This is a genomic window from Sphingobium sp. JS3065 (assembly GCF_026427355.1).
Classification (GTDB): Bacteria; Pseudomonadota; Alphaproteobacteria; order Sphingomonadales; family Sphingomonadaceae; genus Sphingobium.
Map to the genome: position 1 here is coordinate 825,236 of NZ_CP102664.1, position 26,144 is coordinate 851,379.

Here is a 26,144-nt window from a genome sequence, read left to right on the forward strand (position 1 = left end):
CAAGAAACCGTTCATCGCAAATTCAGAAAGATTGCGACGAATCGATATTGACGGGAAATTTTTGTTAACCTTCATGAGAGACCCTACTGGGGTTAACTTCGGGGGTCGCAAATATGCCTGTCAAAATGACTGGCTCCATTTTTGGAGCCGGAATATCCGTGCTGTGCGTCGTCGCGGCTGCTGCTGCCACGATCATCACTAATGAGCCGACATCCAATAGCATGTCGACGACAACCAACACTTCGCCGTCATATACCAGCGCGAGTGCGACATTAACGACATCGACGACCGGTGGTTCCACGACGGCGAGCACGACTTCGGACTTTTCCAGCTTCGACTTCGCCAATGGGACGAAGCTGCCGGGAAAGGCGACGCTTTCGCTGGTCAACGCCACGTTTCAGCCGGGGGCCAATGTCGCCTATGTGCCGGTGACGCTGGATCGGCCGACGCCCAATACGGTGATTGCGCGGATCACCACGGTCAACGGCTCGGGCACCTATCGCGCCATTTCCGGCTATAATTACCAGACCGTCGACACGGTCGTGATCTTCCGTCCGGGCGATCCGCTGGTGCAGACCGTCGCAGTGCCGGTCATCGCCGCTACCGAGGGACAGCAGTTCCAGCTCAAGCTGCGTGAAGTCCCTTGGGGCGGGCTCCAGGGACAATCGACGGCGACCGTCACGGCGTCCAGCGCCGCGCAGGCCACCGCCAAGGCGACCGGTACCTTCCGCCAGCCGCGTACCTTCGCGGCGACCGGCACGCTTCAATTCGAACTCCGCAAGGAAACGCACAAACGCTCGCCCGATGGCGGGTGGGACCGCTGGGCGACCTCGCTCGCCAATGGCCGGATGCAGCTCGCCAATGGCGAAACCGGGCTGTACCTCGATTCCAGCATTTTCCCCGGCATCGAAGGCCCGGTCTATTGGGGATCGAGCGGACTGGTGCTGCACAGCCAGAAGCTCAAGACGCCAATCAGCTATGGCGGGCGGACCTGGTATTATGGCGCGACAGTGCTGGACGGGCGCAACTTCCTGGCGTCGCAGATCGGCTATGGCCAATATGTGTGGGAAGCCAGGATGCCCGATCGCCGCGGTTCATGGCCTGCCTTCTGGCTGATTTCCACCAGCGGCTGGCCGCCGGAAATCGATGTCTATGAGGGCTTCGGTTATCAAAGCTATTGGGATTTCGATCGTCATGTCGCCCATACCCTCCATGTCGGGGCCAACAGCACCCGATATGATGCGCGGGGCGTCACCATCCAGACGCAGCAGGCCTATGGCCTCAGCGGCTATAGCCAGGGCTTCCATCGTTTCGCCGTGGATATCCAGCGCGACTATATCACCTGGTTCGTGGATGGCGTGGAAACCTATCAGTCGGTCAATCCGTTCAGGGGTTTCCGATTCTATCCGATCATGGACGTCGCGGTGAAGACCAACAGCGCCTATGACGATGGTTCTGGCGACATGATCATCAAGAGCTTCGAAATCTACCGCGCGCCATAATGGCTCTGGGCGCCTCCCGCGAGGGCATAGAGGCGCCCCCAGCTTTTCACCCACTGCCCGGCGATGTCGACGCGGCGCGCGCCGGGCAGCAGCAGGGCGGCCAGCCCGGCCGTCCGCAATGCCAATATGGCGATGGATCGGACCAGCAGTTTCGCCGTGCCGATCCGGCCGGGCAGGACCCTGCGCCGCGCCATCGTCTCCGTGCAGCCGATGCGCCACATGCGTTTCAGCACCCAGGAAAGGCGCGCGCGTTCCGCTGGCACCCATTCGCTGACCCGCGCATCGGGCGACCAGCCGAAACGCGCCCCCGCATCGCGCAGCCGGGCCAGGAAATCCAGATCCTCCCCGCCGCTGTGGTTGAAGCGCGGATCGAAGAAGGGCGCGGCGATCATCGCGAAGGCGCGGCGGCTGACCAGCAGATTGTTGCTGGCCCACAGCATGCCGGTGGCGCCCCATGGCCGATCCTCCGCCCGGAACACCAATGTTTCCCGTGCCCATCGCGGCGGCTGGCCTACGAAACGGCTGTCCACCGGCCCGGCGACGACATCCGCGCCGACCTGCGCCTGACAGATCAGCAACGCATCCAGCCAGCCCGGCTGCGGCCATTCATCATCGTCGATCATGGCCAGGAAGCGCATCGCCGGATCGTCCAGCGCGGCCACGGCGATGGCGTTGCGCACCGCGCAAAGCCCTGGCTCCGCCACTGTCAGCAGCGTCACCGGCAGCCCGTATCCCTCCGTCAGCAGGGTGCGGACGACGGCGGCCCCCTCCTGGCCGATGGGGTCGTTGTCGGCCACCAGCACCATCACGTCATGGCGGTCGGCTATGCCGGGCAGCGTTTCCAGCAGATGGCGAAGCTGCGCGGGGCGGCGGAAGGTTGGAATGGCGATCCAGACGGCAGGCATCAGGCGGCTGCCTCCACGGCGGGCTTGCGGTTGCGGCCGCCACGCTGGAGCCATTTGATGAATTGGTGCCCGCGCACCTCGACCAGCGCATAGCTCGCCCAGCAGAGGAGCCACGTCGCCACCAGCATGGCGGCGATGATCAGCCCGTCGAAACCGGTGATCCCATGCCTGTGCGCGACCCCCATGCCGCGCGCGAACACGTCGCGCACCAGCGGATGCCAGAGGTAGATGGAATAGCTGATGAGGCCCAGATGAAAGCTGACCGGATTGGCCATGACCGCCCGCGCCGCCGCGCCGTTATAATAGCAGCTCAGCACCAGCAGCGGCATCAGGCACACCGCCAGCACGTCAGCCTCTCCAGGCAGCAGCAGCGCCAGCGCGATCAGCCCGCAGACGGCCGCGAAGCCGCCTCTCCGATCGATCAGCCGCCTGCACCACGGTTTTTCCGCGCAGCGATAGCTGAGCACGCCCAGCGAGAAACCGGCAATGCAGCGCGCCAATGTCCAAACCGTATCGCTGTCATTGACGTCCAGCGGCCCGCTGGCGCCCAGGCCCGACCCCGCGACCAGCGCCAATATCCCTACGCACAGCAGGCCCTGCAACCATGCCCATCGGGAAAAGGCGATGATCGCGATCAGCGGATAGATCAGATAGGCGGCGACTTCCGTGCTGACAGACCAGCTATTTCCCGCAATCGGCTCCGTGCCCCAGCCCCAGCTTTGTATCATCAGCAAATTGGTGGCGACATTGGGCAGGTTGAGGTCGATGGCCTGATTGCCCGACACGTTCAGGATGATCCGCGCCATGAACACCAAAGTCACGATCAGGTGCAGCGGCCACACCCGCGCCATGCGGTTGAACAGGAAGTCGACATAGCTCGCCCGCCCCGGATGGTTCACCACCCGGTCGTGATAACCAAAGGAAATGACGAAGCCGCTCAGGATGAAGAATAGATCGACCGCCAGATAGGCCCGCGAGAAAAGCGGCATCCGAAAGGCTTCGAACGCCGGATTATGCGGAATATGGTACAGCAGCACTGAAACAGCCGCGACGCCGCGCAGGCCGGTGAGGGAGGAAATTCTCATGCGCGGCTTCTCCCCATGGGCGGTGCGGCGTCGAATGCGGCGGCGATGGCGTCCCACAGCGGCTTGCGGCGCATGGCGTCGTCCAGCGGCAGCACGCGGGAAAGCTGGCCATCGGGCCATTTGTAATCGGGATAGTTGGACAGCCAGCTATAGCGGTCCGACAGGCCCCAGCAGAGGACGGAGCGCATCGCCGGATTGTCCAGCGCCACGTCCAGAAACGCCTTGGCCACGGCGGCGATTTCACTGTCGCGCTTGTCGGGACTGGGTGGTCCGCCCCTGTCCGCGACGTCGAATTCCGTCACCGACAGCGCCAGGCCATAACCGCTCAGATCGTTCAGGAAGCGGGCGAAAAGCGCCTGGTCGAACCGCTCATTATAAGGTTTCAAATGGCCCTGGATGCCGACCGCGTCGACCGGCACTTTCCGCGCCATCAACCGGTCGAGCAGTTTCAGCATCGCCGTCCGCCGCCGCTCGCACCGGGGGGAGTCATGCTCCAGCCCGAAATCGGTCAGGAACAGCGTCGCCTTGGGGTCCGTCGCCCGTGCATGGTGGAAGGCGATGTCGATATAATCCTCACCCAGCGCCTGCATCCACATGCTGTTGGCGCGCATGCCGTCGGCACGGCCTTCCTTGGGTTCGACGGCTTCGTTGACCACGTCCCATTCGCCGATCCTGCCGGCATAGCGGGGCATGGCGACGTCGATATAGCTGGTCATCAGCTTTTCGCGCCCCGCCTTGTCGGCGATTTTCAGCGCCGGTTCCAGCCATTTGGGCTGGGCCGCATACCAGACCAGCGCATGGCCCCTGGCGCCCATTCCATGCTTCTGCGCGAAGGCGATGATCTGGTCGGCGCCACTGAAATCATATTTGCCGGGCTTGGGCTCGGTGGTGCCGCGCTTCAGTTCATATTCCTGGACCACCATGTCGCATTCGCGGGCGACGGCGGCGGTGAAATCGGGGTCTTCGCGCAATTGCCGGGACTTGATCGCCGCGCCGAAATTGCGGCCAGACCGGCGGGCATGGGCGGCAAGACCCTCGGATGAGATACGCGCCTCCGCCCGGCTGGACGGCACGGGCGAACAGGCGCCCAGCGCCAATGCCCCGGCCAGGAATTCGCGCCGCTTCACAGCCGTTGCCCCTTGCCCGCCAGCATATGGGAAAAATCGATCCAGCGGTCGGAAATGCGGCGGTAGACGGGATCGGGCATGACGATCTGCAACAGCACCGTCGCCGCCAGCCGTGGTCCGAAGGCGCCCCGGCAGACCGCGCCCAGATAATAGCGCATCGCCTGCCGCCTGCTGGTCGGCCAGATGCTCTTCGCGGCATGCCAGCCCATATAGGCGGAAAAGGCGCGGGGGCTGATATGCGGGCGCAGATCCCGGAGCCAGGTCAGGCTGCCGATGCTGCCGCGCACCTGCGAAAGCCGGTCGTCGGAATCCCGGTCGGCCCAGATCGTGCCGGGCCGTTCCGTCATCACGAAGCGCGCACCGGCGAGCGACAGGCGCATCGCGAAATCGGTATCGTCGCCGAATTTCACATCCTCCCGATAGCGCACCCGCTTCGCCAGCCCCCGGCCCAGCGCCATGCTGCTGGTCTGGATGAAGCCCCGGTCGCACATCAGATAGCGGTCCATCGTCTCGCCGCTGGCGATGGCGCGGGGGGGCTTCAGGAAATTGCGCCCTTCGCCCCGGTCGGCCAGCACCTGGCCATAGGCGACCACATCCTCACTTTCCTGCACCAGCGGCAGCAGGTCGGCCAGATGATGCGGCAGGAAACGGTCGTCGCAATCGAGGAAGGCGATATAGCGCCCCCGCGCATGGTCTATGCCCTTGTTCCGGGCGGCCGCCGCGCCGCGATTTTCCTGGACGATGATCTTCAGGCGCGGGTCGTTGATCGCGCCCAGCGCAACCTCCGTCCCGTCGGTCGATCCGTCGACCACCACGATCACCTCTATGATCGCGATGGTCTGTTCCAGCGCGGACATGACTGCCGCCACCACAGCGTCGCGCCGCTGATAGGTCGGGATCACCACGGAAAAAAGAGGCGTGGCGGCGGTAGCCCGCAAGCTGGAAGGAGGTTGCCATGCGGTCATCACGAACCTGCTCCGCCATGGGCCGCTTCCGCCTTGCCGAACCGCAGGACGAAACCGTTGACCAGCGATCTGTAAAGCGGCTTGGGCAGGTAGGAACGCAGCACCTGCCGGGCGATCACGCGGGGCGGAACGCCGCCCGCCACCATGCCGACGGCCAGATCCTTGATCGCGACGACCGGTTTGATCGGGGCCATATGATAGGCCAGCACCGTGGCGCGATAGCCCCGCCGCGCCCGGTTGGTCAGCATATGGCCGCACCGGTCGAGCCAGTCGAGCGAGGTCTCATAGCCCTTCACATAGGAAGTCCGTCCCGCCTCCGTCGCGTCCAGCCACACCGTCAGCGGCTGGTCGATCATCCGGAACCGCGCCCCCGCGCCCTGAAGCCGGACGCAGAAGTCGAGATCCTGCCCCTTTTTCAGGGCCGGGTCGAAGAGAACCTCCTGCGCCATCGCCGTGGGCACGATCATGGTGCTGGTCTGCATGAACTGATTGGCGCAGAACAGATATTCGCCCACATCCTCACCCTCGCGAATGCCGCGATCCGGGCGTATCCAATAGCGGTCGACGCCCCGGTCCACCTTCATGCGGGAATAGAGCACGGTGCTGCCGTCGTCCCCGGCCAGCGCCTTCGCCATGATGGAAAGCTTGCCCGGCAGGAACAGGTCGTCGGAATCGAGGAAGGCGATATAGCGTCCTTCCGCCGCCAATATGCCCCGGTTGCGCGCCGCGCCGCCGCCCGCATTGTCCTGCCTGATATAGCGGACGCGGGGGTCGCCTATGGCGTCGATGGCCGGGCCGGGATTGTCGCGGGAACCGTCATCGACGACGACGATCTCGAAATCCTGCCAGTCCTGCGCCAGGACGGAGCGGATGGTGGCACCGACGATATCCGCCCGGTTGTAGAGCGGGATGACGACGGAGAAAAAGGGCTGCCTGTTCAGGGGAGCGGCATCGCTCATGCGCCATGCACCTTTCGATATTCTTCATAATGAACGCCCGCGAGACCGGCGATCTTGCCGGCGGCGCGGTAAAGCTTGCCCAGGCGCTCGACCCGCTTGCCCCGGTCGAGCGTCGTGACCGCGCCCAGCGAACCGACCAGGAAGCCCGCGACGATGCGCGGCGCTTCGCTCAGCAGGGTACGCAGGCGGCCCTTGTGGAAACGCTCCACCATCATGTCGGTCATGCCGACGCGATAGCCGCGCATCAGCAGCCACTTGGCGGTGACGCGGCTGGCCGGGATCAATTCGGTGACGACCGCCTCCTCCGACCAGGCGAAGCGGAAGCCCTTGCGCCGCATGCGGGTGAAGAGCTGCTTGTCCGACCCGCCGGTCAACGCCATCCGCTCGTCGAACGGACGATCCCCCATGGCGCGGAGGGCCGCCGCCGTCATCAGCACATTGGCGGTACTGTCGACCAGCGCGACCGGCCCCGACTGTCCACGCCGCTTGGGGGCGAGCAGGGGATGGCGGGCGGCCCATGGCGCGATGGCGCTGTCCATCTCCCGCAGCACTGCGCCGCCGACCACATCGGCCTGATGACGAAGCGCCGTGTCCATCATGGCGTCGATCCAGCCGGGGGAGGCGGACTCGTCATCGTCCAGCATGGCGACATGGGTCACGCCGGGCCGGGCCAGCGCGGCGGCGACCAGCGCGTTGCGCACCAGCGGAATGCCGCGCTCCGCCACCAGCAGCGCCTCTATCGGCCAGCGATAGCCCTGCGCCGCCAGCCGCTCGACAACCGCCATGCCTTCCTGCCGGTCCGCGTCATTGTCGGCCACCAATATGTCCAGATCGTGCCGCGTCTGCTGCGCGGCGAGGGACTCCAACGTCCGCCGCAAACCCTGCGGCCGGTTGCACGTTGCGATGCAGACGATGATCCTAGCCATTCACGGTCTCCGCCTGTTTCAGATGCCGCCGGCTCCAGATCGGGCGCGGCTTGGCCTTGAAGGTTGCATGCGCGGTCGCGACCGCTGCGAGGAAGATCACCCAGACCTGGCGATCCTTGTCGAAGAAGCTGGTTTCCAGCAGATTCTGGTACATGACGAAGACCCAGATCGCGAAGGCCGGGACCATCAGCGCCTGGTTCTCCCTGGTGGAGCCGGTCAGGAACCAGTAGGCGGGCAGGACCAGGAAGCTGATCAGCAGCAGGACCAGGCCCAGCGGTCCGGTCGTCACCCAGATTTCCAGATAGCCGTCATGCGAATGCGCCGTCAGCATCTGGAATTGCTGGTTCAGATAGTCGAAGGCGGGGCTGTTGGCGCCCACTTGCCAAAATCCCCCGAAACCCGCGCCCAGATAGGGGTGGTCCGCCAGATAATCCAGCGGCACCCGCCAGATCGACACGCGCCCGGTGAAGGATGTGGGGTCGGCGAACAGCCTTTCTATGGCCGGTTGATAGGCGATGTAGAGGCCCAGGAACCCGACCATGCCGAAACCCAGCATCAACAGCAATATCGCGCGTTTCTGGGTATTGTCGCTCAATGCGCGATAGATGTTGCTGATCGCCAGCATGCCGACGCACAGGGCGAGCGAAGTCTTGCTCTTGGTCCCTATCACGAAGACGAAGGCCAGGATCGCGAACAGGATGTAATACCATTTGCGCTTGTCGATCCAGCTATTGCCGCAGACGATGAAGCACAGCGCCATGACGGCCCCGGCGATATTCTTGTGGAAGAAGAAACCGCGCCACGCCCCGATCAACGCCTTGTCGCTTTCCGTGGGCGGGTGGACCGCCGCGGGCGTCAGCGGCAACGACACCCAGCAGATGATCAGCGACACGATCAGCGCGGCGCGCAGGGAATTGAACAGCCGTTCCGGCCCGATCAGCGACAGAGCGCAGAAGGTGATGTAGATCACGATCAACTGCTGCATCGCCCGCTTGAAGGACACGAACGGCGCGACGCCCCAGGTGCAGGTGATGAAGAACCAGACCAGCATGATCGCCAGCGGCCAGAAGGTGAACCGGTATTTCAGCGGCTCCTTCCGCATCACCTGCACGGCGGTCAGCAGCAGGGCGAAGCCAATGAACAGGGCCTGTTTGAAAAGGTCCGATCCGTCATTGGCTTCGGCCATCGCCACCAGTTCTTCCTGCGTGCGCGACGCGAAAGGCTGCTGCCCGATGAAGACCATCATCAGGAAGACGAAGTAGAAGACCTGCGCCACCCAGACGAGCTTTGAACTGCCGCTGTCCGCCCCGGTGGCCGGGGCAGCGAATCCGCCGCGATGCCAGCTTGTCGCCATGGTCAGGCGGCCTCCCGCCGGTCGCGCCGCCATTGGCGGTCGAGCCGCCAGATGCCCAGCATCATGACGAGTTGGGACAGCACGACGCCGCCGACGGAAAAGACGGGCGGGGCGCCCAGCACCAGCAGCGTCACGGCGATCAGGCCGACGACGCAACTGCGCATGCTCTGCGCGGCGAGCGGGCGGAAGGCGCGCCGGGCCTGCGTCATGACGCTCATCGGCGTCTGCACGCACTGGACGAGGGAGAGAAGGGCGCAAAGACCCACCGCGATCATGACCAATTGGTGGTCCAGCGTGGGTTTCAGGATCAGTCCCGGAAAGAAGCCGAGCGCGATCGCCGACACCGCGCAGGTCGCCAGCCACAGCATGAGGAGCGCGCCCATGAACAGCCGTTCCGACCGGATCGCCGCGCCATGATCGCCCTGCGCGACGGCGCGGGTCATGCGGGGGCGCTCCAACTGGGTGAGGGCGGTGATGCAGACATTGACGGGGCGGAAGAACAACATCCCCACCGCAATCGGCGCGAAGGCGGTCGGCCCGGCGAGCAGCGTCACGATATAGCTGTGCGAGTTGGAGGTGGCTTCGGTCGACAGCACGCCCACCAGCGTCCAGGCCGATTGTTCCCTCCACACAGGGCGATAGGCGCCAATAGCGCGGCCCGGCCCCATGGCGAAATGCCGCCGCAGATAGGTGATGCCGAAGGGCAGCAGTCCCACGAGGCTTGCGCCGACCAGCAGGCCGCCGATGGTGGGCAGGTCCGCCCCCGTCCGCATCGCGATCAGCAGCCCGGCCAGGATCGTGCCGGCATAGGCTATGTCCGACCGGGCGGCCCGCGCCGGGGTATGATGTGCATAGGCGTTGGACCGCCCGAACCAACGGATCAGCGACAGCGTTCCCGCCAGCCCGAACAGCAAAGCCGCCATGGGAGAGGCTGTCGCCCATGCAATCGCCGCGCAGATCAGGCCCTGGCTGGCCGCCAGCATCAGATTGACGGGGAAGAAGAAGTCGAAGCTTTTCTTCTCCGTCCCGTCGTCCTGCCCATCGCCCTGGTTCACCGCGATGGTGTAGGGCGTAGACACCAAGGCATTGGACAGGCTGTAGCCGAACTGGATGATCACCAGCAGGAAGGCCAGCGTGCCGATGGCCGCCGTCCCCAGATGGTGGATCGAGAAGATCTGGACCAGCAAATGGCTGATAGAGACGATGGCCGACGACAGGCTGGCCAGCCCAAAGCGGCTGAACAGGCTGCCAAGCCGCTGGACGCGGCCCGTCACCGGAGGGTGTTCAGCCGCCTGGGCCTCAGCCATGGCGGTGTTTCCAGATCAGCCACAGCGCATGCGGATTGGTGGTGATATAGCGCCAGGCCAGTTCCTTGGGCCGCGTCGCCATCCGGTGCAGCCATTCGAAACCCGATTTCTGCATCCACATGGGCGCACGCGGATAATCGCCGGTAATATAGTTGAACAGGCCGCCGCAGGTGACGATCCACCCCGCCTTGATCCGGTGCCGGTTCCGCACGCAAAAGGCCTGCTCGCGGGGCTTGCCGGTGCCGACCCAGAGGACGTCGGGCGCGGCCGCATTGATCGCGTCGATCACCGCGTCCTCCTCTTCCGGCTTCCAGAATCCGTTGCGGCGTCCGGCCAGTTGCAATCCGGGCGCCAGCCTCAATATTTCCGTGGCGCAGGCGGAGTTCACTTTCTCCTCGGCACCGAGCAGATAGTAGCTCACGCCCGCGTCCGCCGCGCGTTTCAGGCTGTCGGTGAACATGTCCGTTGTGCTGGACCGGTCGGCGATATGCGGCCCGCCGAACCAGCGGGACGCCATGACGATGATCTGCCCATCGGCATGGATCAGGTCCGCCTGCGCCAGATTGGCCCGGAAATCCGGGTCGCTGGCATTCATCGACAGGCCCTGCCCATTGGCGTCGAAGATCAGTTGGGGCGGATGGTTCAAGCTTCGCCGAAGCGGCGCTTCGACCAGCATCTTGTCGATCAGCGCATCCAGCGACAGGGTGGAGACGGGCAGGCCGCCGACATGAGCGACGGGCGCTTCATGCTCTACGCCGGGCGACGGCAGGGGCTGGTGACGCGCCAGCGCTTGTTCGGCGCTCATGCGATCACCGTCCCGGCGATGGGCACGCCATGGCGGTCGAGATCGTCGATCACGCGCCGCATGTCGGCAATCGCCGTATCGCCGCGCCGCGCCACGATGACCACCGCGTCGAAGCCCGCCAATATGCTGCCATAGGGCGTCTGCTCGCCCTTGCGCTCGGCCAGGTAGAACAGCATCGACGTGTCGCGCAGCCCCCAGCCATTGGCCGTTTCAGCCAGCGGGCCGCGGGTGATGAGGCTCGCCGCGCTGCCGGAAGCCCGGCCCGCCGTCATCAGCCACAATCCCTCCACCGCCGTTTTGGCGGCGGGCAGCAACGCCGCGCTGCCCATCAATTGTTCGGCAAGGCCGGCCTTGTTGGCGATGCGGAACAGCCGGTCCAGCGATGGCCGCCCCATGTCGACGTCGATCAGCATCGTCTGCCCATCCATCTGCGCCAGCACGACCGCCAGATTGGCGGCCATGATCGCCGCTTCGTCGCCCGCCTCTATGGCCAGCACCGCCAGCCGCAGGGATGCGGGATCGCCTTCCTTGGCCACGGCGCGCATCTTGGCGCGGATCGTCCGCACCTTGGCGGCATAGGCATTGGCGGGGTCGAAAGCGGCGACCACCAGCGGATCGACCCGCTGGTCGCCCTCCTGCAGCAAGGCGAAGCCGCCCTGCAGGGCCGCGAGTATCCCCGCATCCTCCGGGTTCAACAGCCCCAGATCTACCGCCGCGTCATGCAGCGCCAGACCTTGCGAGCGGGCATGGGCCTCTACCTTGTGCACATCGGCTTCGGCCAGAAAGCCATGCTCCACCGCGAGCCGAGCGAAATTATGGCTGTCGCGGGCGCGGGGGCGCAGCGTGCTCGCGCCGCCGCCTCCGATGCCGCCCGACGCGAGTTGAGGCGGGGCGCCCGCCGTGGAACGCAGTCTCATGCGGCCTCCTGCTGCTTGAAGAACTTCGCCTGGCGAACGGGGACCGGCGTCAGTTCGGTGATAACGTCCACTTCGGTCGCGCGGGCCACGCCAGCGGCCGAGCGAACGCGGGGATGGATGATTTCCATGAGGATGACGGCAGCGGTGCCGCCGACCAGACCCAGCGCGATCCCGCCGATCAGCCAGAGCATGATATTGGGCTTGGCGGGCAGCAGGGGCACCGTCGCCTCGTCCAGCGGGCTGGCGTTGGGCTGGGATATCTGGCTCTTCAGAACCGCCTCGTTGAAACGCTGGCGCACCGTGTCGTAGGTTTGCCGGGCCGCGTCGACGTCGCGCTGGAGGACCATCAACTGGTCCTGCACGTCGGACATGCGGATCATGCGGTCTTCCTGGCCCGCCATATTGGATTTGAGATCGCCTTCGCGACGGTTGGCCGCCACGCTGTTGGCGCTGACCGCCCCGGCCTGGCTGGACCGCGCTGCCGCCAGCTTCGACTGAAGCTCCGACAATTGCGCGCTTGCCGCCGCCATGGTCGGATGATTGGGGCCAAGCGTCTTTTGCAGTTCGGAAACCCTGGCCGATTGTTCGGCCACCTGCTGCTGCAAATTCTGGACGATCAGCGACCCTTCGATATCGGACACCGAACCCGCGCCAGCCTTCGACCGGGCAGCGGCGGCTTCCGCCTGCGCCTGCGTCAACTGATAGGACATGTTCTTGAGCTTCTCCGCCTCAAGGTCCATGCGGTTGATGCCGATAATGTCGTGCGCCCGCTGGAAATCCGACAGCTTCTTCTGCGCCAGTTCATAGCGGCGGCGCACTTCCTGCGTCTGCTCGTCGAACCATTTGGCTGAACCGCGTGCCGGGGACGCGCGCAATTCCACCTGTTCCCGCATGTAGATTTTGGCGATCAGATTGGCGACCTTCGCCGCGACCTGCGGATCTGGCGACAGATATTGGATCTGGAGCACGTTGCTCTGCCGCCCGGTGGTGACGGTCATGTTCTTGCCCACCATGGCGGCGGCATTTTGCAGCCGTGCATCGGCCGGCATATCCACCGGCATGGCGTCGACGAAGCCCGCTTCCCTGGCGACGGCGTTCAACACCTTGGCGCTGCGGATGATGTCCGTCTGGGTGCCCAGGATGGAGTCCGTGTCCGGCTTCGTTCCCTGCGCCGCATTGGTGTCGGTCGGGTCCGTCTGCGACAGGTCCAGCAGCAGCGACGCCGTGCCCATATAGAGCCGTGGCTGGAGGAAGGCGGCGATCGCTACAACCAGGAACAATATGCCCCCGATCATCGCCGCCGTGCGCCAGCGCGCCTGAAGCGAGGCCAGCAAATCGATGGGGTTCATGCTCATAACCCGTCCACTCCCTTGAGCAGGGCGCGCATTTCCTCCGCGGGCGTCTGGACAGGCGGTGCGATCTGCACCGGCTGCTTCGCCATCAGCAGCAGGAACTGCGGCGCCAGCGTATCTTCGAACATCCACAGTTCGCCATTGGGGGTCGCGACCAGGGCGGGTTGCAGCCGCGCCATGGCGTCGCGCGCCTGGCTTTCGTTGATCGACCCGCCGCCCAGCACGTCACGGCCCAGATTCACCAGCCGTTCGTAGCTGATCGCCGACATTTGCGATGCCACTATGGCGGACAACGCAATCATCCGGCGCGACGATCCGGCCTCCCACAGGATGCGCCGGAACAACGCATGGGTCTGGCCGCTCATCTCCTCCCAATCCTCCAGCGCGGAGGCCAGCCCCTGCTCGATATCGGAAAGGGTCATGCGGTCGCGCCCGGCGGCTTCCGTCACCAGCGCCGCCTGCATGCCGAACAGCCGGGCATGATAGGGCGACCCCATGGCCGCGCTCGCCAGCATGTCCAGCGCGTCGTCATCGATGGCGAGGCGCGCATTATTGGCGCAGCTCAGCAACAACCGCTCCAGTTCCGGCTTGGGGATCGGCGCAACCCGTTGCGGCGCGAGGTGGCGGCGCAGCGAGGGATGGGCCGCGATCAGCCCGTCTATGTCGCTGGCGATGCCGACCAGCACGACCTGCACCGGCGAATGGATGTCGGTCAGCAGTTTCAGCAGCGTCGCCACGTCCTGCTTGGCGGTTTCGGACTGCACCCGGTCATATTCGTCGATGATCAGAATGGAGCGTTCCCGCACCTCCTCCACCAGCAGGGCGGACAGGCGGGACACGTCCAGCGGCTCGCTGATCATTTTGCGCGCCCGTTCCTGCCCCGCGCCGCTCATCGGCAATTCGGTCAGGAAGGGGCGGAAGAGGGAATCGAAATCCGCCTCTCCATTGGCGGAGGCATAGAGGGCGATGCAGCCCGCCTCATCCGCCAGATCGCCGAACACGCGGGCGAGGGAGGTCTTGCCCGACCCCCGCGTGCCGAAGATCACCGCATGCTTGCGCTGCACGACGATCGCCTCGACCAGCTTTTCCAACTCGCTGTTGCGCCCGGCCAGCCCGTGGCGGTCCGTCACCGGCATGGCGGTGTTGAAGGCGGCATAGATACTGTCGCGACGCAGGCTGATCGGCTTGACCGGCGCAGCCATGGCGCTCATCGACAGCGGACGGGGCGCCGGGCTTTCGGCTGCTTCCTGCCGAAAACCCGGCAGAACCGGCGTGTCGAGATAGAGCGGCACTTCGTCGGGAATGACGCGCTCGTTGCGCTTCTCATTGCTTCGCGTCAGGGACAGGAACCGGTCGAAAAGTCCGGATCGTTGCTGCGTGAAGCCTTGATCGAGTGTCGTCAAAAGAGCTTCTCCCGGATGATGAGGACATCTTCAGGCTTCACCGGATCGTCCAGATTGGCCTGTATTTCCTTCCCCTCCCGCCGGACTTTTATCCTTTTGGTCGAACCCGCCAGCGTCGGTCCGCCAGCCAGCGCCAATGCCTGCCGGAAGCTTTGCCCCGGCACATAGGAAAAGGCGCCGGGCTGCTGGACCTGGCCGTAGACATAGACTTTCTCCGCCGGCGGCACGAACAGCGTGTCGCCCGCCTTCAGCGGCCGCATCGCGCCCGCCGCCATGTCGGCCAGCGAAATGCGCACCGGTCCGCTGCCGTCTGCGGGGGTCAGGATGACGGCGTTGGCGCCATCCTTGGTCGACCCGCCCGCCTTGGCGAGCATCGACGCCACCGTATAGTCGCGGTCGAGCGGATAATTGCCCGCCTCCGGCACATTGCCCAGGACCGTGACGAAACGGCTGACATAATTACTGACTTCCACGCTGACGGATGGTTTGGTGAGGTAACCGCCGCTGGCATAACCCGCCTCTATATCCTGCGCGAGTTGCGATGTCGTCTTGCCCTTTGCCGGCATGGGACCGACCAGCGCCAGGACGACGGTGCCGTCCTCCTTGATGCGGGTGGTGGTCGACAGGTCGGGCTGACCGAAGACGGATATCTTCAGTTCATCGTTCGGACCGAGTTGATAGCCAGTCGTCGAGGCGGCGCCCGCGGCATTCTGTGCAGTCGCGGCCACCGGGCCTGCAATCATCAGCAGGGCGGACAGACTTTTGAAGAGAGTTGCAGCTTTCACAGCCATTGGCTCCCAAAATTGTGAGGATCAAAAATGCAGGGCCGTACCCAACGTCACTTGCGTGCCGCTATAGTTGGAGACGCCGGTATCGGTTCTGCGGATATAATGCTGGACATCGAGCGAAAGATCGAAACGGTCCGAAAGTTTCCTGGTCACCAGTGCGCCAAAGCGACGATTGCGATCAGCCGTGATCGAATAGGGACGAAGCGCCGCGTCCTGCCGAAACTTGCGCCGGTCCCACTCCGCATAAAGTCCCGCGGATGTCAGATCGGAGATCGAGAATTCGCCCTGGATGCGATAACTGGTGTCTATCGCGAAACCGCTCGCGATCAGGCTGTCGTTGATGATGGCCCGCTCCGTCATCGCGGTCAGCTTCAGGCGCGGAATGGCGGTGGTCGAAAGCGCAACCTTCCATCCCAGGCCGTTATATTCGCCCACCGCCGCGCTGTCGCTGCTCACGTCCAGCCAGCGGACATCGGCGTCGATCTGCGTGATCGGGCTGACGGACCGCTGGAAACGCAGGCCATAGCTGTTGATGCGGTTCTCTATCCCCAGCGCGTCGCGCTTGCTGTTCACCCGCTCATAATAGGCGGTCAACGTACCCAGGCTGGGCTTGCTATAGCCCACGCCACCCATGAAGCTGTCGCTAGTCTGGTCGGCATAATCGAACTGGTCGGCGTTGCGCGTGGTGTTCCGCTCATAGCTCGCCACCGGGAACAGCCCCGGCCGCTCGCAAGTGAAATCCGCGCCGAGAGTGCCGAATTTCTGAAGGTTTTCGGTGGCCGAATTGAGGTCGCCATAATCGGCCCGCTGCTGGCGATAGGCCGCATGAGGCGTGATGAGGCAGGTCGCGCCGAAGCGGATATTCGCCTTCGCCGCCGTGTCCAGCCGCAGTTTGCTGCGCTGGTTTTCGGAGACGAAACGGTCATAGCCTATCTTGCCGCGCAGAAGGATGTCGTGGCGTCCAACGGGCATGCCGTAAGTCGCCTCCAGCGATGGCGTGACGATCAGATCGTCTTTCGGATTTTCGACCCTGTCATCGACACGATAGACATTGTCGTCATACAAAAGATCAAGCCCAGCCGTCAGGTGAAGCCCATATTCCCGAAGGCGCTTTTGCTCATCGGCGGACTGAACTCGCTTTTGGCCCGTCATGCCATTATTTTCCTGCGCATGAAGGACGTCAGGCGTGGTCACGACAACTGATACGCCGCCCAACATCATGATCATCATGACGCGCGACCATTGGAATTCATCTTTGCAGGACGCACGAAAGCGGCCCCATAAGCGCGGTTCATTGCATATTATCAATCTTATCGACCCTTATTGCATTGCAGCAATCAGGGCATGCTAGTAGGATTTCGCCGTAACACCACTGCCTGAAAAACAGCTTGTCGCGCCAAAACAACGACTCAGTTCATCGCAAAAGAGGGCGCGGCAGGTCATCCTGCCGCGCCCTGAAGCCGTTAATCTGAGAGAAAGCTTAAGGTAGAGCGATTCCGCTCAGACGATCAGCCAGGCAATCGCCGCCACCGCGCCGACAAAGGCCAATATGCCCGCCCAGCGCGAGACGAACTGCACACCGCGTTCGGCCCGATCGGCCATGGTGACGGACCCGGCATAGGCCGGAACGTCACGACGGGTTTCCGCCGTTTCGATTAACGAAGGTGCGCCTGCAACTGCTGCAAATTCTTCCGCCACGTCGATATTCCCGCCGCCCGATTTGTGAACGACGCTAATATCCGATTTTGCGGTTAACAAATAGTTGGGGCGAGGGGGCCGCGGGCCTCTGTTTGTCGCATATGACGGCGAATATGCGCCGAATTGTGCGGCCGGCCATCGGAAATCAACGGTTCATCGCAAATTTGGTTTTCAGCGGGGAACCTTTTTTCTTCCTCGGAGTGTTAGCGGCCCTTCCGAGTCGTCCTTTCCCAAGTCCTTCCATCGACGGTCGGGGCGGTGGAAATACGCACCGACATCGGCGCCAGCCTCAATAAGCATTTCTATGCACCAGCACGTTGAGCGTCCCGAACAGGATCGCGATATCCCGCATCAGGCTCCATCCGTGCAGATATTCCAGATCGGCCTCGACACGGTTCAATATATCCCGCCGCGTTTCCGTCGCGCCGCGAAAGCCGCGGATTTGCGCCAGCCCGGTAATTCCCGGCTTCAACGCATGGCGATGCCAATATTGGCGGTCGACCTGCCAGAAGAGCTGCTCCTCCGCCGTCGAACCCAGTGCATGGGGGCGTGGCCCGACCAGGCTCATCTCGCCCAGCAGGACGTTGATCAGTTGCGGCAGTTCATCGATGCTGGTCTTGCGGATGAAGGCGCCGATCCGCGTGATCCGGTTGTCGTCCCGCTGGGTGGATGTGGCCCCCGCGGCGTCGCATTGCTCCACCTTCATGCTGCGGAATTTCAGGATATGGAACAGCATGTTGCCGCGCCCGATCCTTTCCTGCCGGAAAAAGATCGGTCCCGGCGAGTCCAGCTTGATCAGGATCGCCACCACCGCCATCAGCGGGGCCAGCGCGATCAGCACCGGAACCGTCAGGGCGATGTCCAGCAGCCGCTTCTTCGCCCGGTTGGCCAGGTTCAGCGGGCCCCGCGACACCACCAGGGTCGGCGTCCCGCGATAGGTCTGCACGGCGAGCGGCGCCATCGGGTCCAGTTCCGGCACGATGATCTCACCCAATATATTGCCGCCTTTCAGCATTTGCGCCCAGTCGGCCTTGCGTTCCGCCGGGCAGGAGATGACGGCGCGATCATAATCGCGCAGCAGCGTCCCCAGCCGATGCAGCATATAGGGATCGTCCAGATCCGCCCGAAGCCCGATGGCTCCTGCATCCACGATCACCATGCCACTGACGTCGCGGGGAATGGCGCCGTCGTCGATGATCAGCAACTGCGCGAACAGCCCATCGGGAAAGTTCCGGCGAACCGTCTGCACGATCATCAACCGTTGCAGCACGAGCAAAGTCGCGCTGCACAAGATTCCGCCCGAAATCCCCAGGCGTGACAATTGTCCCGTCGCCTTCAGAGAGAACAGTACGAGCAGGAAGATCAGTAATGTACCTGCGAACGCCATGGTCGCGCTGCGGCAGGACTGCGTCATGCGGGTCAGGCAATGGGGATTATAGGCCTGATTGTGGAAGGCCAGGACCGCATAGACGATCATGCCGCCCGTCAGGGCCTGCCATTGCCCGTCCGACAGCCATGGCATGCCGGCCGCGCGCAACCCGAAGGCAAAGCCTGTAGCAAGCGCGACCAGATCGGCGACAAGCAACAACAGGCACAGCCAAAGCCGCGCATTCCGTTGCCCCGCGGCCGTGGCAGGCTGGCGACTGGGAACACCTTCGATCGCCAGATCAATTTTCGACATCTGCAACCCTTTTTATGTCTTGACGTCAAACGGGGTGCCGCCTGCAGGCAGCGCGTTAACCATCAGACATCCGCAGCCTTTTGTTTTATGCTGCATGGCAACAGGACATAAATGCGGAGGGCTTACAATCGGGCCTGGGGTGCGCGGACCCGCTTTTCCGATGATCCGTTTGTCCTGAAGGACGTTCCGCCCCAGATTTGAGACGACCTGAAAAGTCACTGTGCCGCAACCGCAGCGTGGATCGATCTCTGGCCGGCCTGCACGCCCCGAATCATGAGCGGGATCAGCGAATTATCCACCAGCCCAGCAAACAAAGCGCCAGGAGAAGCGCAACAGGCCCTGCCCAGCGCGATATCCGCTGGATCGCCACTTCTGCTTCGTCATGAGGAAAATTCCAGCGGACCCGCCCATTGCCCTTCTTCCCCCGCTCCGGATGAACCGGATCGGGGCGAGCGACGGATGGCGGCACTTTCGCAACGCCGCCCTTGTCTTGCGGTTGGGGAGAAAGGTCGATCATCTATTCACCCCGCTCATCGCAACGCGATCTGTCGACAGAATAGCTCGACTGGCCGAAAAGGAAAGCCAATTTGGGGCATTCAGCTGTGGCAAAAGCATCCGGGGGCGGATCATTCCAATAGGCGCTTGGATGAAATGCCTGGCATGATATCCTGCCGATCATGAAACAGGATCGACAGATCGACACGATCGACCGAAAGATCATCGCGGCCTTGCAGGAGGATGCAACGCTCAGCCATGCCGATCTGGGCGAGCGGGTAGGGGCCTCCAGCGCCTCCTGCTGGCGCCGGATCAAGGCGCTGGAGGCGGCGGGCATCCTCGCTGGCACGGTCCGGCTGGTCGATCCGGAAAAGGTCGGGCGCGGGGTCAACGTCCTTTGCAACATCCGCATGCGCAGCCACGCGCAGGAGGCCCGCCGCGCCTTCGAACAGTTCGTCGACGGCAGGCCGGAAATCGTGGAATGTTTCTCCATGTCGGGGGAATGGGACTATCTGCTGCGCGTCGTGGTGGCGGATGTCGCGGATTATAACCGCTTCCTGATGATGACCCTGCTGGGACACCCCTCGGTTGCGGGGGCCGCCTCGCACTTCGCCCTGTCCATGACGAAATTCACTACCGCCCTGCCGGTGTAGCGGTCTGCAACTCATTTTCCCACCGAAGCGGGGAGGGGAGGTGAGGGGCGCGCCGCAACGCTCGCCGCTTGAATTTATGGGTGATCGTGGTGGACGCACTAGGGCTCGAACCTAGGACCCGCTGATTAAGAGGACTCTTTCGTCCGTATGCGTCCATTCCTTGCCGTGAGTCTCAGGCCGATGGGGAAACGCGCGCCCGGGACGACAAAGTTTTGTCCTTCCTCAGAACTTATAGCGCAGCTCGAGCATATAGGTGCGCGGATCTCCCGGGATCAGCGTATTCACCTGATAGATTTCGCCAACCTGAAGCCCGCCGGTATAATAGACTTTGTTGAAGGCGTTCTTCAGGTTTGCGGTAAGCGACCAGCCGGCGGTTTCATCCTCCACGCCGACACGGAAATTCGCGAGCGTATAAGGAGCCATCCGCGTGCCCGCCGAGTTCGCCGAGCGGGGCGAGGTAAAGCTTTCGGATTGGTAATAGACGTCGCCATGCAGCGTGAACGCCAGGTTGCTGCTGCCCAAGGGCACGGTCACGTCGGCAAAAGCCGATCCATTATATTTCGGCGTGTTGGGCACGCGATCATACAATACAGGCCTGCCCAGTAGGGTCACATTGCCGTTGGTGAACTCCGCTTCAGTGTAGTTGAAACTGCCTCCAAGCGAGAGCCACTGCAGCGGCTTGACCTGCGCGTCGACCTCGGCTCCGTAGGTGCGCGCCTGGGGAACATTGACGGTCAATGCTGCCGGGCCGTTGTTGACGAGCGCGAAGCCCGCACGCTGGCTGTTCGCGATCCAGTTGTAGAACAGTGCAAGGCTGGCGCGAACCGGCCGCCCGCCGATCCGTCCATTGAACTTGGTGCCGAGCTCGGCATCTGTCACGCGCTCGGCGTCATAGCTGTCACCGCCGACCTGGGCGCTGCCGACAATGGGAGCGACGGCAGCGTTGAACCCGCCGCTTTTGTAGGCCCTGCGGCTATTGGCATAGATCAGCAGGCTTGGGTCCGCCTGATACTGGACGCCCAGGGTCCAGCTGAAATTCTCGAAAGTCCGGCTCTGGTCATAGTCGAAACCGGCCGGGGCCGGATCGCCCAGCGCAACTCGGAAGGAATCCTGCGGCTTGACATGCTTGGCGGCGGTTTCGCGCGTATAGCGTCCGCCGGCGGTCAGCGCGATGCCGCTCTCTCCCAAATGGTAGGTGCCCTGGGCATATCCGGCATAGGTACGGTTCGCGTTCTTGGTGGCGTTGCGCTGCTGGACGCCGCCGAAGACGACATCGAAGAAGGTCGAGGTCTGGTCGAAATAGGTAGACTCATATGAGTAAAAGCCGCCGAATACATATTCGAGACGCCCTTCGAGGGCTTTACCGAGAAGCTGCATCTCCGCCGAGAACTGCTCGATATCGCTTATCTGCGGTGCGGCTTCCGATCCGGTAACCGACAGGCCGTAGGGTGTACCATCGGAATCGGTGGCATTCTTCGACTTGATATTGACGTAACCGATAATGTTCTTGATCGCGATATCATCGGCGATATCGAACCGCGTGGTGTTGGTGACTACCGTATTGCGCGATCGATAGAAATTCGCGCCGTCCTGCGCCACCCTGAAGGGACCGCGGGCGTTTTGTTCGGCGAGCACCTGACTGATTCCGCCAGCCGGATGCGCCGGATTGGCGAAATAGGCATTGTAGAAGGAAGCGACCATGGGATTGACCGGCGGACAGCCACCGGGAAATTGGGCGAAACCCTGGAGCGTGCATTGGCCGGTGAGGGCAGCGATCGGATTGGCGGTGCCGGCATAGAGAAACTGCGCGGGAATGAAGGGTGCGTCCGTGCCCGTGAACGGCATCAGGCCGGAAATGACCGCCTCGGTATTCTCGCTGTCGATATGCGTGTAATCGGCAACGAGTTCGTTCGTGATGTTCGGACCTAGCTTTATGGAGAGGCTGGGGCGGAAGCCATAGCTTTCCTGGTCGCCTTCGCTGCCGCCGGTCAGGAGGTTGCGCTGGAACCCGTCACGCCCGCGATAGAAGCCGGCCACGCGCAGCATCACTTGATCGGCTGATAGCGGTGCGTTGATCGCGCCTTCGAGCTTGTACTGATCATAGTTGCCGTAGAGCGCGCTGACATAGCCACCAAATTCGTCCGTCGGCTTCTGCGTCGCATAGAGCAGGGCGCCGCCCGTTGCACTACGGCCGAACAGCGTGCCTTGCGGCCCCTTGAGCACCTGGACCGACGCCAGGTCATAGAAAGTCGAAGCCCCGGCGAGCGAGCCGATCTGCACTTCATTGATATAAGGAAGGACGCCCGGGCGGCTGTTGCTGAAGGGATCCTGGGATTGCCCGCGCAGCGAGAAGTAGAGCTGATTGGACGACACGCCGCCGCGAACCTGCAGCCCCGGTGTGGCCTGGCGCAGGTCATATTCGGAAACGATATTCGCCTTTGCGAGCGTGTCCCCGGAAACTGCGGCGACAGCGACCGGGGTGCGTGACAGGCTCTCGTCGCGCCGCCGCGCGGTCACCATGATATCGGCTATTGCGCCATCGGTTTCTGCAGTGGTTGCCGGGGTGGCCGGGTGTCCGGCGTCCTGGTCCTGCGCCGCCGCCGAGCCGCTCCAGCAAACCGAAAACACAGATGCGAGCAGCGCAATCCGTACATTGTGGCGCATTTTAACCTCTCCTCTTTCTGTCGATCACCGCCGATTCTTTCGGTCGCTTTGCAAAAGAGCGAGTGAGTGGCGCTATCGATCTGAAGTCGATCTGCCGACCAAGGGAGGTTGGAACAACCGTTGTCGATTACAAAATCATCGACCTTGACTTACACGGCATGTCGTTGGGCAAGCGGTGGTCACAGTCGCCTGCTGGCCTCATGCGAGAAGCGCCGGAATCATGAAATCACTGATATAGGCGCTACGTTGCGCATCGTCGGTGGCCAGCGCATTGGGATGCGTTAGTAGCCAGAATTGCTGATAGGTAATCCAGCGCACTGCGCCATGGAATTCCAGGTCGGGACGTATGATTCCGGCATCGCGGTAGCGCTCCAGGATCGGCATCCAGATCGCCTCCAGCGTAGCGATGAGGTCGGAAGAATTCAGGGTGAGTTCCGCCATATAGGGCGCGACCCTGGGATCGAGGGCCTCATCGAAGAGCGGGAACGACCTGGCGGCGCGAAGCTGTGCCATGAAGATGTCGGTGAGAACAGCCGCGGACGGCGCGCGGGCGACAGCCTCGCGCATCGCGTCGGGATGCAGCTGCTCGATATGACGCACATAGACGCCGACCAGGAGAGCATCCTTGCTGCGGAAATATTTGTAGATGGTCTGCCGCGCGATGCCCGCCGCCCGCGCGACATCATCCATGCTGAATTTGGCGACGGTGAAGCGCTGGATTACGGGCAATGCGGCCTGGAGGATCCGATCGCACATCTGCGCCCGAAGCGCCGGGGCGTTACCGGAGGTTTCGGGCACCGATCGATCGACAAGGGTGGTAATCTGCCGGCTCATGGGTGGACGAGAATCTCTTTCGCGCGGGATTCGAATTTCTTCATGCCGTGGATGACGTCTTCCGGATCGGCAACTTCCGTCTCGCCCTTGCGCAGCCGGGTCGCCGCCCCGAAGGCATCGAGCGCGCGCAACGCCTTTTCCTCATCGTTCCGCCCGGTCAGGAGCGATGCCCGGTCAAACAGAGCGACGAAGGGGCGCGCCGCCGGCACGAGATACCGCAGCCGGTTATTGGGTATCGCAAGCTGCTCGCAGATATCGTCCCCGGCCCAGGCCCGCATCAGGCCATAGGTGAGCCTCTTCTTCTGATTCACGGTCATGTGCTTCGCGATGAATGCGGGAATAACCTCATATCCCTCGATTTCCTCCTCGCACATATAGTCGCTCAACGCCTTCATCAATGCGCGGCACCCTTCGTCCGCCGGATGCTCGAGCAGCCGGATCAGTGCCGACTTGGCTTGCAGGTCCTGCCAATCGGTGAAGTTCGCTGCTTCGGGAATGCCCATGATATGCCCGATATAACGCCATAGGGCGGTGATGTCTTCGATCTCCTGCGCGCTCAGGCCGACGCCGACCTTGCGGAGCGCGTTCACCACCGCCTCGCAGAACAGACAGCCCATGGTGTAGACGGAGTCGGTATTGCTGACGACCATTCCCCAGTCCGCCCAGTCCCAATGCGGGCTGCGCGAGAGATGGTAGCGCACCGCGGCATGGATCCAGCGCACATTCATCGTTATGCGGAAACCGTCGCCGTTACGGCGCATACCGTCGGGCTTGGAGGAGCTTGCCGCCCAGCGCAGTGTCTCGACGAGGCGCTGTCCGGCTTGGCTGCGCTCGATCAGACGGCGGCTCAGCACCAGGGGCCTGGATCCGCCATAGGTGCGAAAGCCTGCTCCGATCGCACCATAGGCCAACGCCATGACAACCAGCTTACCAGACCGCCAGTAGGCGATGCTCCCGCGATGAAGCTGATCCCAGTCGACCCATGAAGGGGGATTGTCGACATCCGTGAAGAGCGCGATCAGCTCGGCTGGCGGATTGTCCACCGATCCGATTCCATGGTTCACCGCCTGCTCGAAAATTTCCTTGGCGCGGGCGGCTCCGCCCTCTCCCTCGACCAGAGCCTTATAGGCCGCATAGCCCAGCTCGTCGCCGGTCTTGAAGTCCTCCACGATCACCTCGACCGCGTCCCGGCCGAATCGGCTGATGGCTTCCTCATAATTGACGGTCCGGCCGAGGGCGCGTCCGGGGCACAGATCGGCCGGAACATCGAGCCCGGCGGGGCGAGGCAGAGTGATCGCATTCATAGGTCATCCTCCAACATGCCGCCTTTGCAGCATCATCAATCGGCGACAAAATACCATACTTGTCGTTTGTCGCAATCCTGTTTAAGATGCTCTTATGCGATGTTCCCCAGACAGCTGGAGAGCCGCGCGGTCGCCCGCAGCCCATTTTTTTGTCAGCCAGGGCTGTTGTTGGGGAGGGCAACTGGCCGATACTGCCCGCCAAACAGATATTCTCGGCAGATTGGGAGAGGCAAAAGATGCTGCCACGCGAATTCACGGAAGAACATCAGCAGTTCCGCGAGACATATCGACGCTTTCTGGCCGCCGAGATCGTGCCGCACATGGAAGCCTGGCGCGAAGAGGGGATTGTCGATCGCGCCGCATTTCTGAAGGCCGGCGAGCAGGGCCTGCTGATGGTCTGGCCGGACGAGAAATATGGCGGCATCGGCGACAGCGATTTTCGCTTTGAGCAGATCATCATCGAAGAAAATGCCTATGCCCGAACAAGCGACTGGTATTGCACGCTGCATTCGCGCCTTGCAGCACCCTATTTCACGCGGTTCGGCAACCAGGAGCTGATCGACCGCTTCTTCCCCGATTTCGTCGCCGGTAGGAAAATTCTTGCGATTGCCATGTCCGAACCGGCCGCCGGTAGTGATCTTGCCGGCATCAAGACCCGCGCTGTGGACAAGGGCGATCACTGGCTCCTCAACGGAGCGAAGACCTATATATCCAACGGCATCAATGCCGATGTCGTGATCGTCGCCGCAAAAACGGGAGGGCCCGAGGAGCGTCACAACATGACGCTGTTCGTGGTCGAACGCGGCATGGAAGGCTTCGAGCGCGGCCGCAAGCTCAAGAAGATGGGCAAGATGGCCCAGGATACGGCGGAACTCTACTTCAACGACGTGAAGGTTCCCAAAGAGAATGTGCTCGGCGAGGTCGGCAAAGGCTTCAAGCATCTCATGCACGGACTTGCCGAGGAACGGCTGATCGGGTCGGTGGGCTATCTTTCGACCGCGCAGCTGTCGTGGGATCTGACCAGGGATTTCGTCAAGGACCGCAAGGTCTTCGGCCAGCCGCTGTCGGATATGCAGAACACGCAGTTCAAGATGGCCGAAATGCGCACGCGTCTCGACATCGCGCAGATCTATGTCGATCAGTGCGTCAGGTCGTTCAATGCCGGCGTCCTCTCCACCGAGGACGCCGCGCGCGCCAAGCTGACCACGAGCGAGCTTGCGGTGGAATCCGCCGATCTCGGCGTGCAGCTTCACGGCGGTGCCGGCTACATGGATGAATATCCCATCAGCCGCCAGTTCACCGATGCACGCATCGCTACGATCTACGCCGGCAGTTCCGAAATCATGAAGCTGATTATCAGCCGCCAGTGCCTTTCGGACAATTATGTGCCGTTCAACACCCGCAATTTCTAGCACGACAT

The 26,144-nt window shown here is 63.0% G+C and carries 23 protein-coding genes and 1 tRNA gene; 3 read left to right on the forward strand and 21 right to left on the reverse strand.

Going from position 1 to position 26,144, the window contains the following annotated elements; all coding sequences use genetic code 11:
- The first annotated feature begins 356 nt into the window (after positions 1 to 356).
- On the forward strand, positions 357 to 1,502 hold the full coding sequence (locus NUH86_RS04055; RefSeq protein WP_267252029.1) for a family 16 glycosylhydrolase: 1,146 nt from the start codon (positions 357 to 359) through the stop codon (positions 1,500 to 1,502).
- On the opposite strand, the gene NUH86_RS04060 is transcribed toward NUH86_RS04055, so the two are convergent.
- The 17 genes from NUH86_RS04060 to NUH86_RS04140 all read right to left on the reverse strand — a co-directional run bounded on the left by NUH86_RS04060 (position 1,487) and on the right by NUH86_RS04140 (position 19,291).
- A complete protein-coding gene (locus NUH86_RS04060; protein ID WP_267251400.1) occupies positions 1,487 to 2,407 on the reverse strand; it encodes a glycosyltransferase family 2 protein in 921 nt (306 codons plus the stop codon). The genes NUH86_RS04055 and NUH86_RS04060 overlap by 16 nt on opposite strands.
- Positions 2,407 to 3,492: an acyltransferase family protein gene (locus NUH86_RS04065; protein ID WP_267251401.1), complete on the reverse strand. Its 1,086-nt coding sequence runs from the start codon at positions 3,490 to 3,492 to the stop codon at positions 2,407 to 2,409. Before NUH86_RS04065 ends, NUH86_RS04060 begins: the two co-directional genes overlap by 1 nt.
- Positions 3,489 to 4,619: an endo-1,4-beta-xylanase gene (locus NUH86_RS04070; RefSeq protein ID WP_267251402.1), complete on the reverse strand. Its 1,131-nt coding sequence runs from the start codon at positions 4,617 to 4,619 to the stop codon at positions 3,489 to 3,491. Before NUH86_RS04070 ends, NUH86_RS04065 begins: the two co-directional genes overlap by 4 nt.
- On the reverse strand, positions 4,616 to 5,584 hold the full coding sequence (locus tag NUH86_RS04075; protein ID WP_267251403.1) for a glycosyltransferase family 2 protein: 969 nt from the start codon (positions 5,582 to 5,584) through the stop codon (positions 4,616 to 4,618). Before NUH86_RS04075 ends, NUH86_RS04070 begins: the two co-directional genes overlap by 4 nt.
- Positions 5,584 to 6,543 carry a glycosyltransferase family 2 protein gene (locus NUH86_RS04080; protein WP_267251404.1) on the reverse strand — a complete coding sequence of 320 codons (960 nt, stop codon included), beginning with the start codon at positions 6,541 to 6,543 and terminating at the stop codon, positions 5,584 to 5,586. Before NUH86_RS04080 ends, NUH86_RS04075 begins: the two co-directional genes overlap by 1 nt.
- Entirely contained in the window at positions 6,540 to 7,469 is a 930-nt protein-coding gene (locus NUH86_RS04085; RefSeq protein WP_267251405.1) for a glycosyltransferase family 2 protein, read from the reverse strand. The genes NUH86_RS04080 and NUH86_RS04085 overlap by 4 nt, the downstream gene beginning before the upstream one ends.
- Positions 7,462 to 8,856 carry an O-antigen ligase family protein gene (locus NUH86_RS04090; protein ID WP_416365340.1) on the reverse strand — a complete coding sequence of 465 codons (1,395 nt, stop codon included), beginning with the start codon at positions 8,854 to 8,856 and terminating at the stop codon, positions 7,462 to 7,464. The genes NUH86_RS04085 and NUH86_RS04090 overlap by 8 nt, the downstream gene beginning before the upstream one ends.
- Positions 8,826 to 10,130 carry a polysaccharide biosynthesis protein gene (locus tag NUH86_RS04095; protein WP_267251407.1) on the reverse strand — a complete coding sequence of 435 codons (1,305 nt, stop codon included), beginning with the start codon at positions 10,128 to 10,130 and terminating at the stop codon, positions 8,826 to 8,828. Before NUH86_RS04095 ends, NUH86_RS04090 begins: the two co-directional genes overlap by 31 nt.
- The gene (locus tag NUH86_RS04100) at positions 10,123 to 10,935 is read right to left on the reverse strand and encodes a WecB/TagA/CpsF family glycosyltransferase (protein WP_267251408.1); all 813 of its coding nucleotides are present in this window, start codon (positions 10,933 to 10,935) and stop codon (positions 10,123 to 10,125) included. The genes NUH86_RS04095 and NUH86_RS04100 overlap by 8 nt, the downstream gene beginning before the upstream one ends.
- Positions 10,932 to 11,852, reverse strand: coding sequence for a capsular biosynthesis protein (locus NUH86_RS04105; RefSeq protein ID WP_267251409.1), 921 nt, complete (start codon positions 11,850 to 11,852; stop codon positions 10,932 to 10,934). Before NUH86_RS04105 ends, NUH86_RS04100 begins: the two co-directional genes overlap by 4 nt.
- Positions 11,849 to 13,201: a GNVR domain-containing protein gene (locus NUH86_RS04110; RefSeq protein ID WP_267251410.1), complete on the reverse strand. Its 1,353-nt coding sequence runs from the start codon at positions 13,199 to 13,201 to the stop codon at positions 11,849 to 11,851. The genes NUH86_RS04105 and NUH86_RS04110 overlap by 4 nt, the downstream gene beginning before the upstream one ends.
- 2 nt (positions 13,202 to 13,203) lie before the next feature.
- The gene (locus tag NUH86_RS04115; protein WP_267251411.1) at positions 13,204 to 14,607 is read right to left on the reverse strand and encodes an AAA family ATPase; all 1,404 of its coding nucleotides are present in this window, start codon (positions 14,605 to 14,607) and stop codon (positions 13,204 to 13,206) included.
- A complete protein-coding gene (locus NUH86_RS04120) occupies positions 14,604 to 15,392 on the reverse strand; it encodes a polysaccharide biosynthesis/export family protein (protein ID WP_323749012.1) in 789 nt (262 codons plus the stop codon). Before NUH86_RS04120 ends, NUH86_RS04115 begins: the two co-directional genes overlap by 4 nt.
- A gap of 27 nt (positions 15,393 to 15,419) precedes the next feature.
- Positions 15,420 to 16,547 (reverse strand): hypothetical protein, encoded by a 1,128-nt coding sequence (locus tag NUH86_RS04125; protein WP_267251413.1) that lies wholly within the window; start codon positions 16,545 to 16,547, stop codon positions 15,420 to 15,422.
- Between the two features lie 348 nt (positions 16,548 to 16,895).
- Positions 16,896 to 17,093, reverse strand: a complete 198-nt coding sequence (locus tag NUH86_RS04130; RefSeq protein WP_267251415.1) for a hypothetical protein — start codon at positions 17,091 to 17,093, stop codon at positions 16,896 to 16,898.
- Positions 17,094 to 17,382: 289 nt separating this feature from the next.
- Complete coding sequence (locus tag NUH86_RS04135) at positions 17,383 to 18,774, reverse strand: sugar transferase (protein ID WP_267251416.1); 1,392 nt, start codon at positions 18,772 to 18,774, stop codon at positions 17,383 to 17,385.
- 283 nt (positions 18,775 to 19,057) lie between these two features.
- Positions 19,058 to 19,291 (reverse strand): hypothetical protein, encoded by a 234-nt coding sequence (locus tag NUH86_RS04140; protein WP_267251417.1) that lies wholly within the window; start codon positions 19,289 to 19,291, stop codon positions 19,058 to 19,060.
- Between the two features lie 160 nt (positions 19,292 to 19,451).
- Between NUH86_RS04140 and NUH86_RS04145 the strand changes: the two genes are divergently transcribed.
- Positions 19,452 to 19,922: an Lrp/AsnC family transcriptional regulator gene (locus NUH86_RS04145; protein ID WP_267251418.1), complete on the forward strand. Its 471-nt coding sequence runs from the start codon at positions 19,452 to 19,454 to the stop codon at positions 19,920 to 19,922.
- Between the two features lie 87 nt (positions 19,923 to 20,009).
- Here NUH86_RS04145 and NUH86_RS04150 read toward each other — a convergent pair.
- The 4 genes from NUH86_RS04150 to NUH86_RS04165 all read right to left on the reverse strand — a co-directional run bounded on the left by NUH86_RS04150 (position 20,010) and on the right by NUH86_RS04165 (position 24,724).
- Positions 20,010 to 20,077: transfer RNA gene (locus tag NUH86_RS04150), tRNA-OTHER, on the reverse strand.
- Between the two features lie 67 nt (positions 20,078 to 20,144).
- On the reverse strand, positions 20,145 to 22,586 hold the full coding sequence (locus NUH86_RS04155; RefSeq protein ID WP_267251419.1) for a TonB-dependent receptor: 2,442 nt from the start codon (positions 22,584 to 22,586) through the stop codon (positions 20,145 to 20,147).
- 198 nt (positions 22,587 to 22,784) lie between these two features.
- Complete coding sequence (locus tag NUH86_RS04160; protein WP_267251420.1) at positions 22,785 to 23,420, reverse strand: TetR/AcrR family transcriptional regulator; 636 nt, start codon at positions 23,418 to 23,420, stop codon at positions 22,785 to 22,787.
- Entirely contained in the window at positions 23,417 to 24,724 is a 1,308-nt protein-coding gene (locus NUH86_RS04165; RefSeq protein WP_267251421.1) for an oxygenase MpaB family protein, read from the reverse strand. Before NUH86_RS04165 ends, NUH86_RS04160 begins: the two co-directional genes overlap by 4 nt.
- Positions 24,725 to 24,783: 59 nt before the next feature.
- On the opposite strand from NUH86_RS04165, the gene NUH86_RS04170 reads away from it, so the two are divergent.
- Entirely contained in the window at positions 24,784 to 26,136 is a 1,353-nt protein-coding gene (locus NUH86_RS04170) for an acyl-CoA dehydrogenase family protein (RefSeq protein WP_267251422.1), read from the forward strand.
- The last annotated feature ends 8 nt before the right edge of the window (positions 26,137 to 26,144 follow it).

Excerpts from the sequence above, each read along its gene's own strand:
- NUH86_RS04140 (WP_267251417.1), bottom strand. The coding sequence starts at position 19,291 with ATGATCGACCTTTCTCCCCAACCGCAAGACAAGGGCGGCGTTGCGAAA.
- NUH86_RS04100 (WP_267251408.1), bottom strand. The coding sequence starts at position 10,935 with ATGAGCGCCGAACAAGCGCTGGCGCGTCACCAGCCCCTGCCGTCGCCC.
- NUH86_RS04165 (WP_267251421.1), bottom strand. The coding sequence starts at position 24,724 with ATGAATGCGATCACTCTGCCTCGCCCCGCCGGGCTCGATGTTCCGGCC.
- NUH86_RS04145 (WP_267251418.1), top strand. The coding sequence starts at position 19,452 with ATGAAACAGGATCGACAGATCGACACGATCGACCGAAAGATCATCGCG.
- NUH86_RS04080 (WP_267251404.1), bottom strand. The coding sequence starts at position 6,543 with ATGAGCGATGCCGCTCCCCTGAACAGGCAGCCCTTTTTCTCCGTCGTC.
- NUH86_RS04105 (WP_267251409.1), bottom strand. The coding sequence starts at position 11,852 with ATGAGACTGCGTTCCACGGCGGGCGCCCCGCCTCAACTCGCGTCGGGC.
- NUH86_RS04160 (WP_267251420.1), bottom strand. The coding sequence starts at position 23,420 with ATGAGCCGGCAGATTACCACCCTTGTCGATCGATCGGTGCCCGAAACC.
- NUH86_RS04135 (WP_267251416.1), bottom strand. The coding sequence starts at position 18,774 with ATGTCGAAAATTGATCTGGCGATCGAAGGTGTTCCCAGTCGCCAGCCT.
- NUH86_RS04060 (WP_267251400.1), bottom strand. The coding sequence starts at position 2,407 with ATGCCTGCCGTCTGGATCGCCATTCCAACCTTCCGCCGCCCCGCGCAG.
- NUH86_RS04095 (WP_267251407.1), bottom strand. The coding sequence starts at position 10,130 with ATGGCTGAGGCCCAGGCGGCTGAACACCCTCCGGTGACGGGCCGCGTC.
- NUH86_RS04125 (WP_267251413.1), bottom strand. The coding sequence starts at position 16,547 with ATGACGGGCCAAAAGCGAGTTCAGTCCGCCGATGAGCAAAAGCGCCTT.
- NUH86_RS04065 (WP_267251401.1), bottom strand. The coding sequence starts at position 3,492 with ATGAGAATTTCCTCCCTCACCGGCCTGCGCGGCGTCGCGGCTGTTTCA.
- NUH86_RS04085 (WP_267251405.1), bottom strand. The coding sequence starts at position 7,469 with ATGGCTAGGATCATCGTCTGCATCGCAACGTGCAACCGGCCGCAGGGT.
- NUH86_RS04155 (WP_267251419.1), bottom strand. The coding sequence starts at position 22,586 with ATGCGCCACAATGTACGGATTGCGCTGCTCGCATCTGTGTTTTCGGTT.
- NUH86_RS04110 (WP_267251410.1), bottom strand. The coding sequence starts at position 13,201 with ATGAACCCCATCGATTTGCTGGCCTCGCTTCAGGCGCGCTGGCGCACG.
- NUH86_RS04075 (WP_267251403.1), bottom strand. The coding sequence starts at position 5,584 with ATGACCGCATGGCAACCTCCTTCCAGCTTGCGGGCTACCGCCGCCACG.
- NUH86_RS04090 (WP_416365340.1), bottom strand. The coding sequence starts at position 8,856 with ATGGCGGCGCGACCGGCGGGAGGCCGCCTGACCATGGCGACAAGCTGG.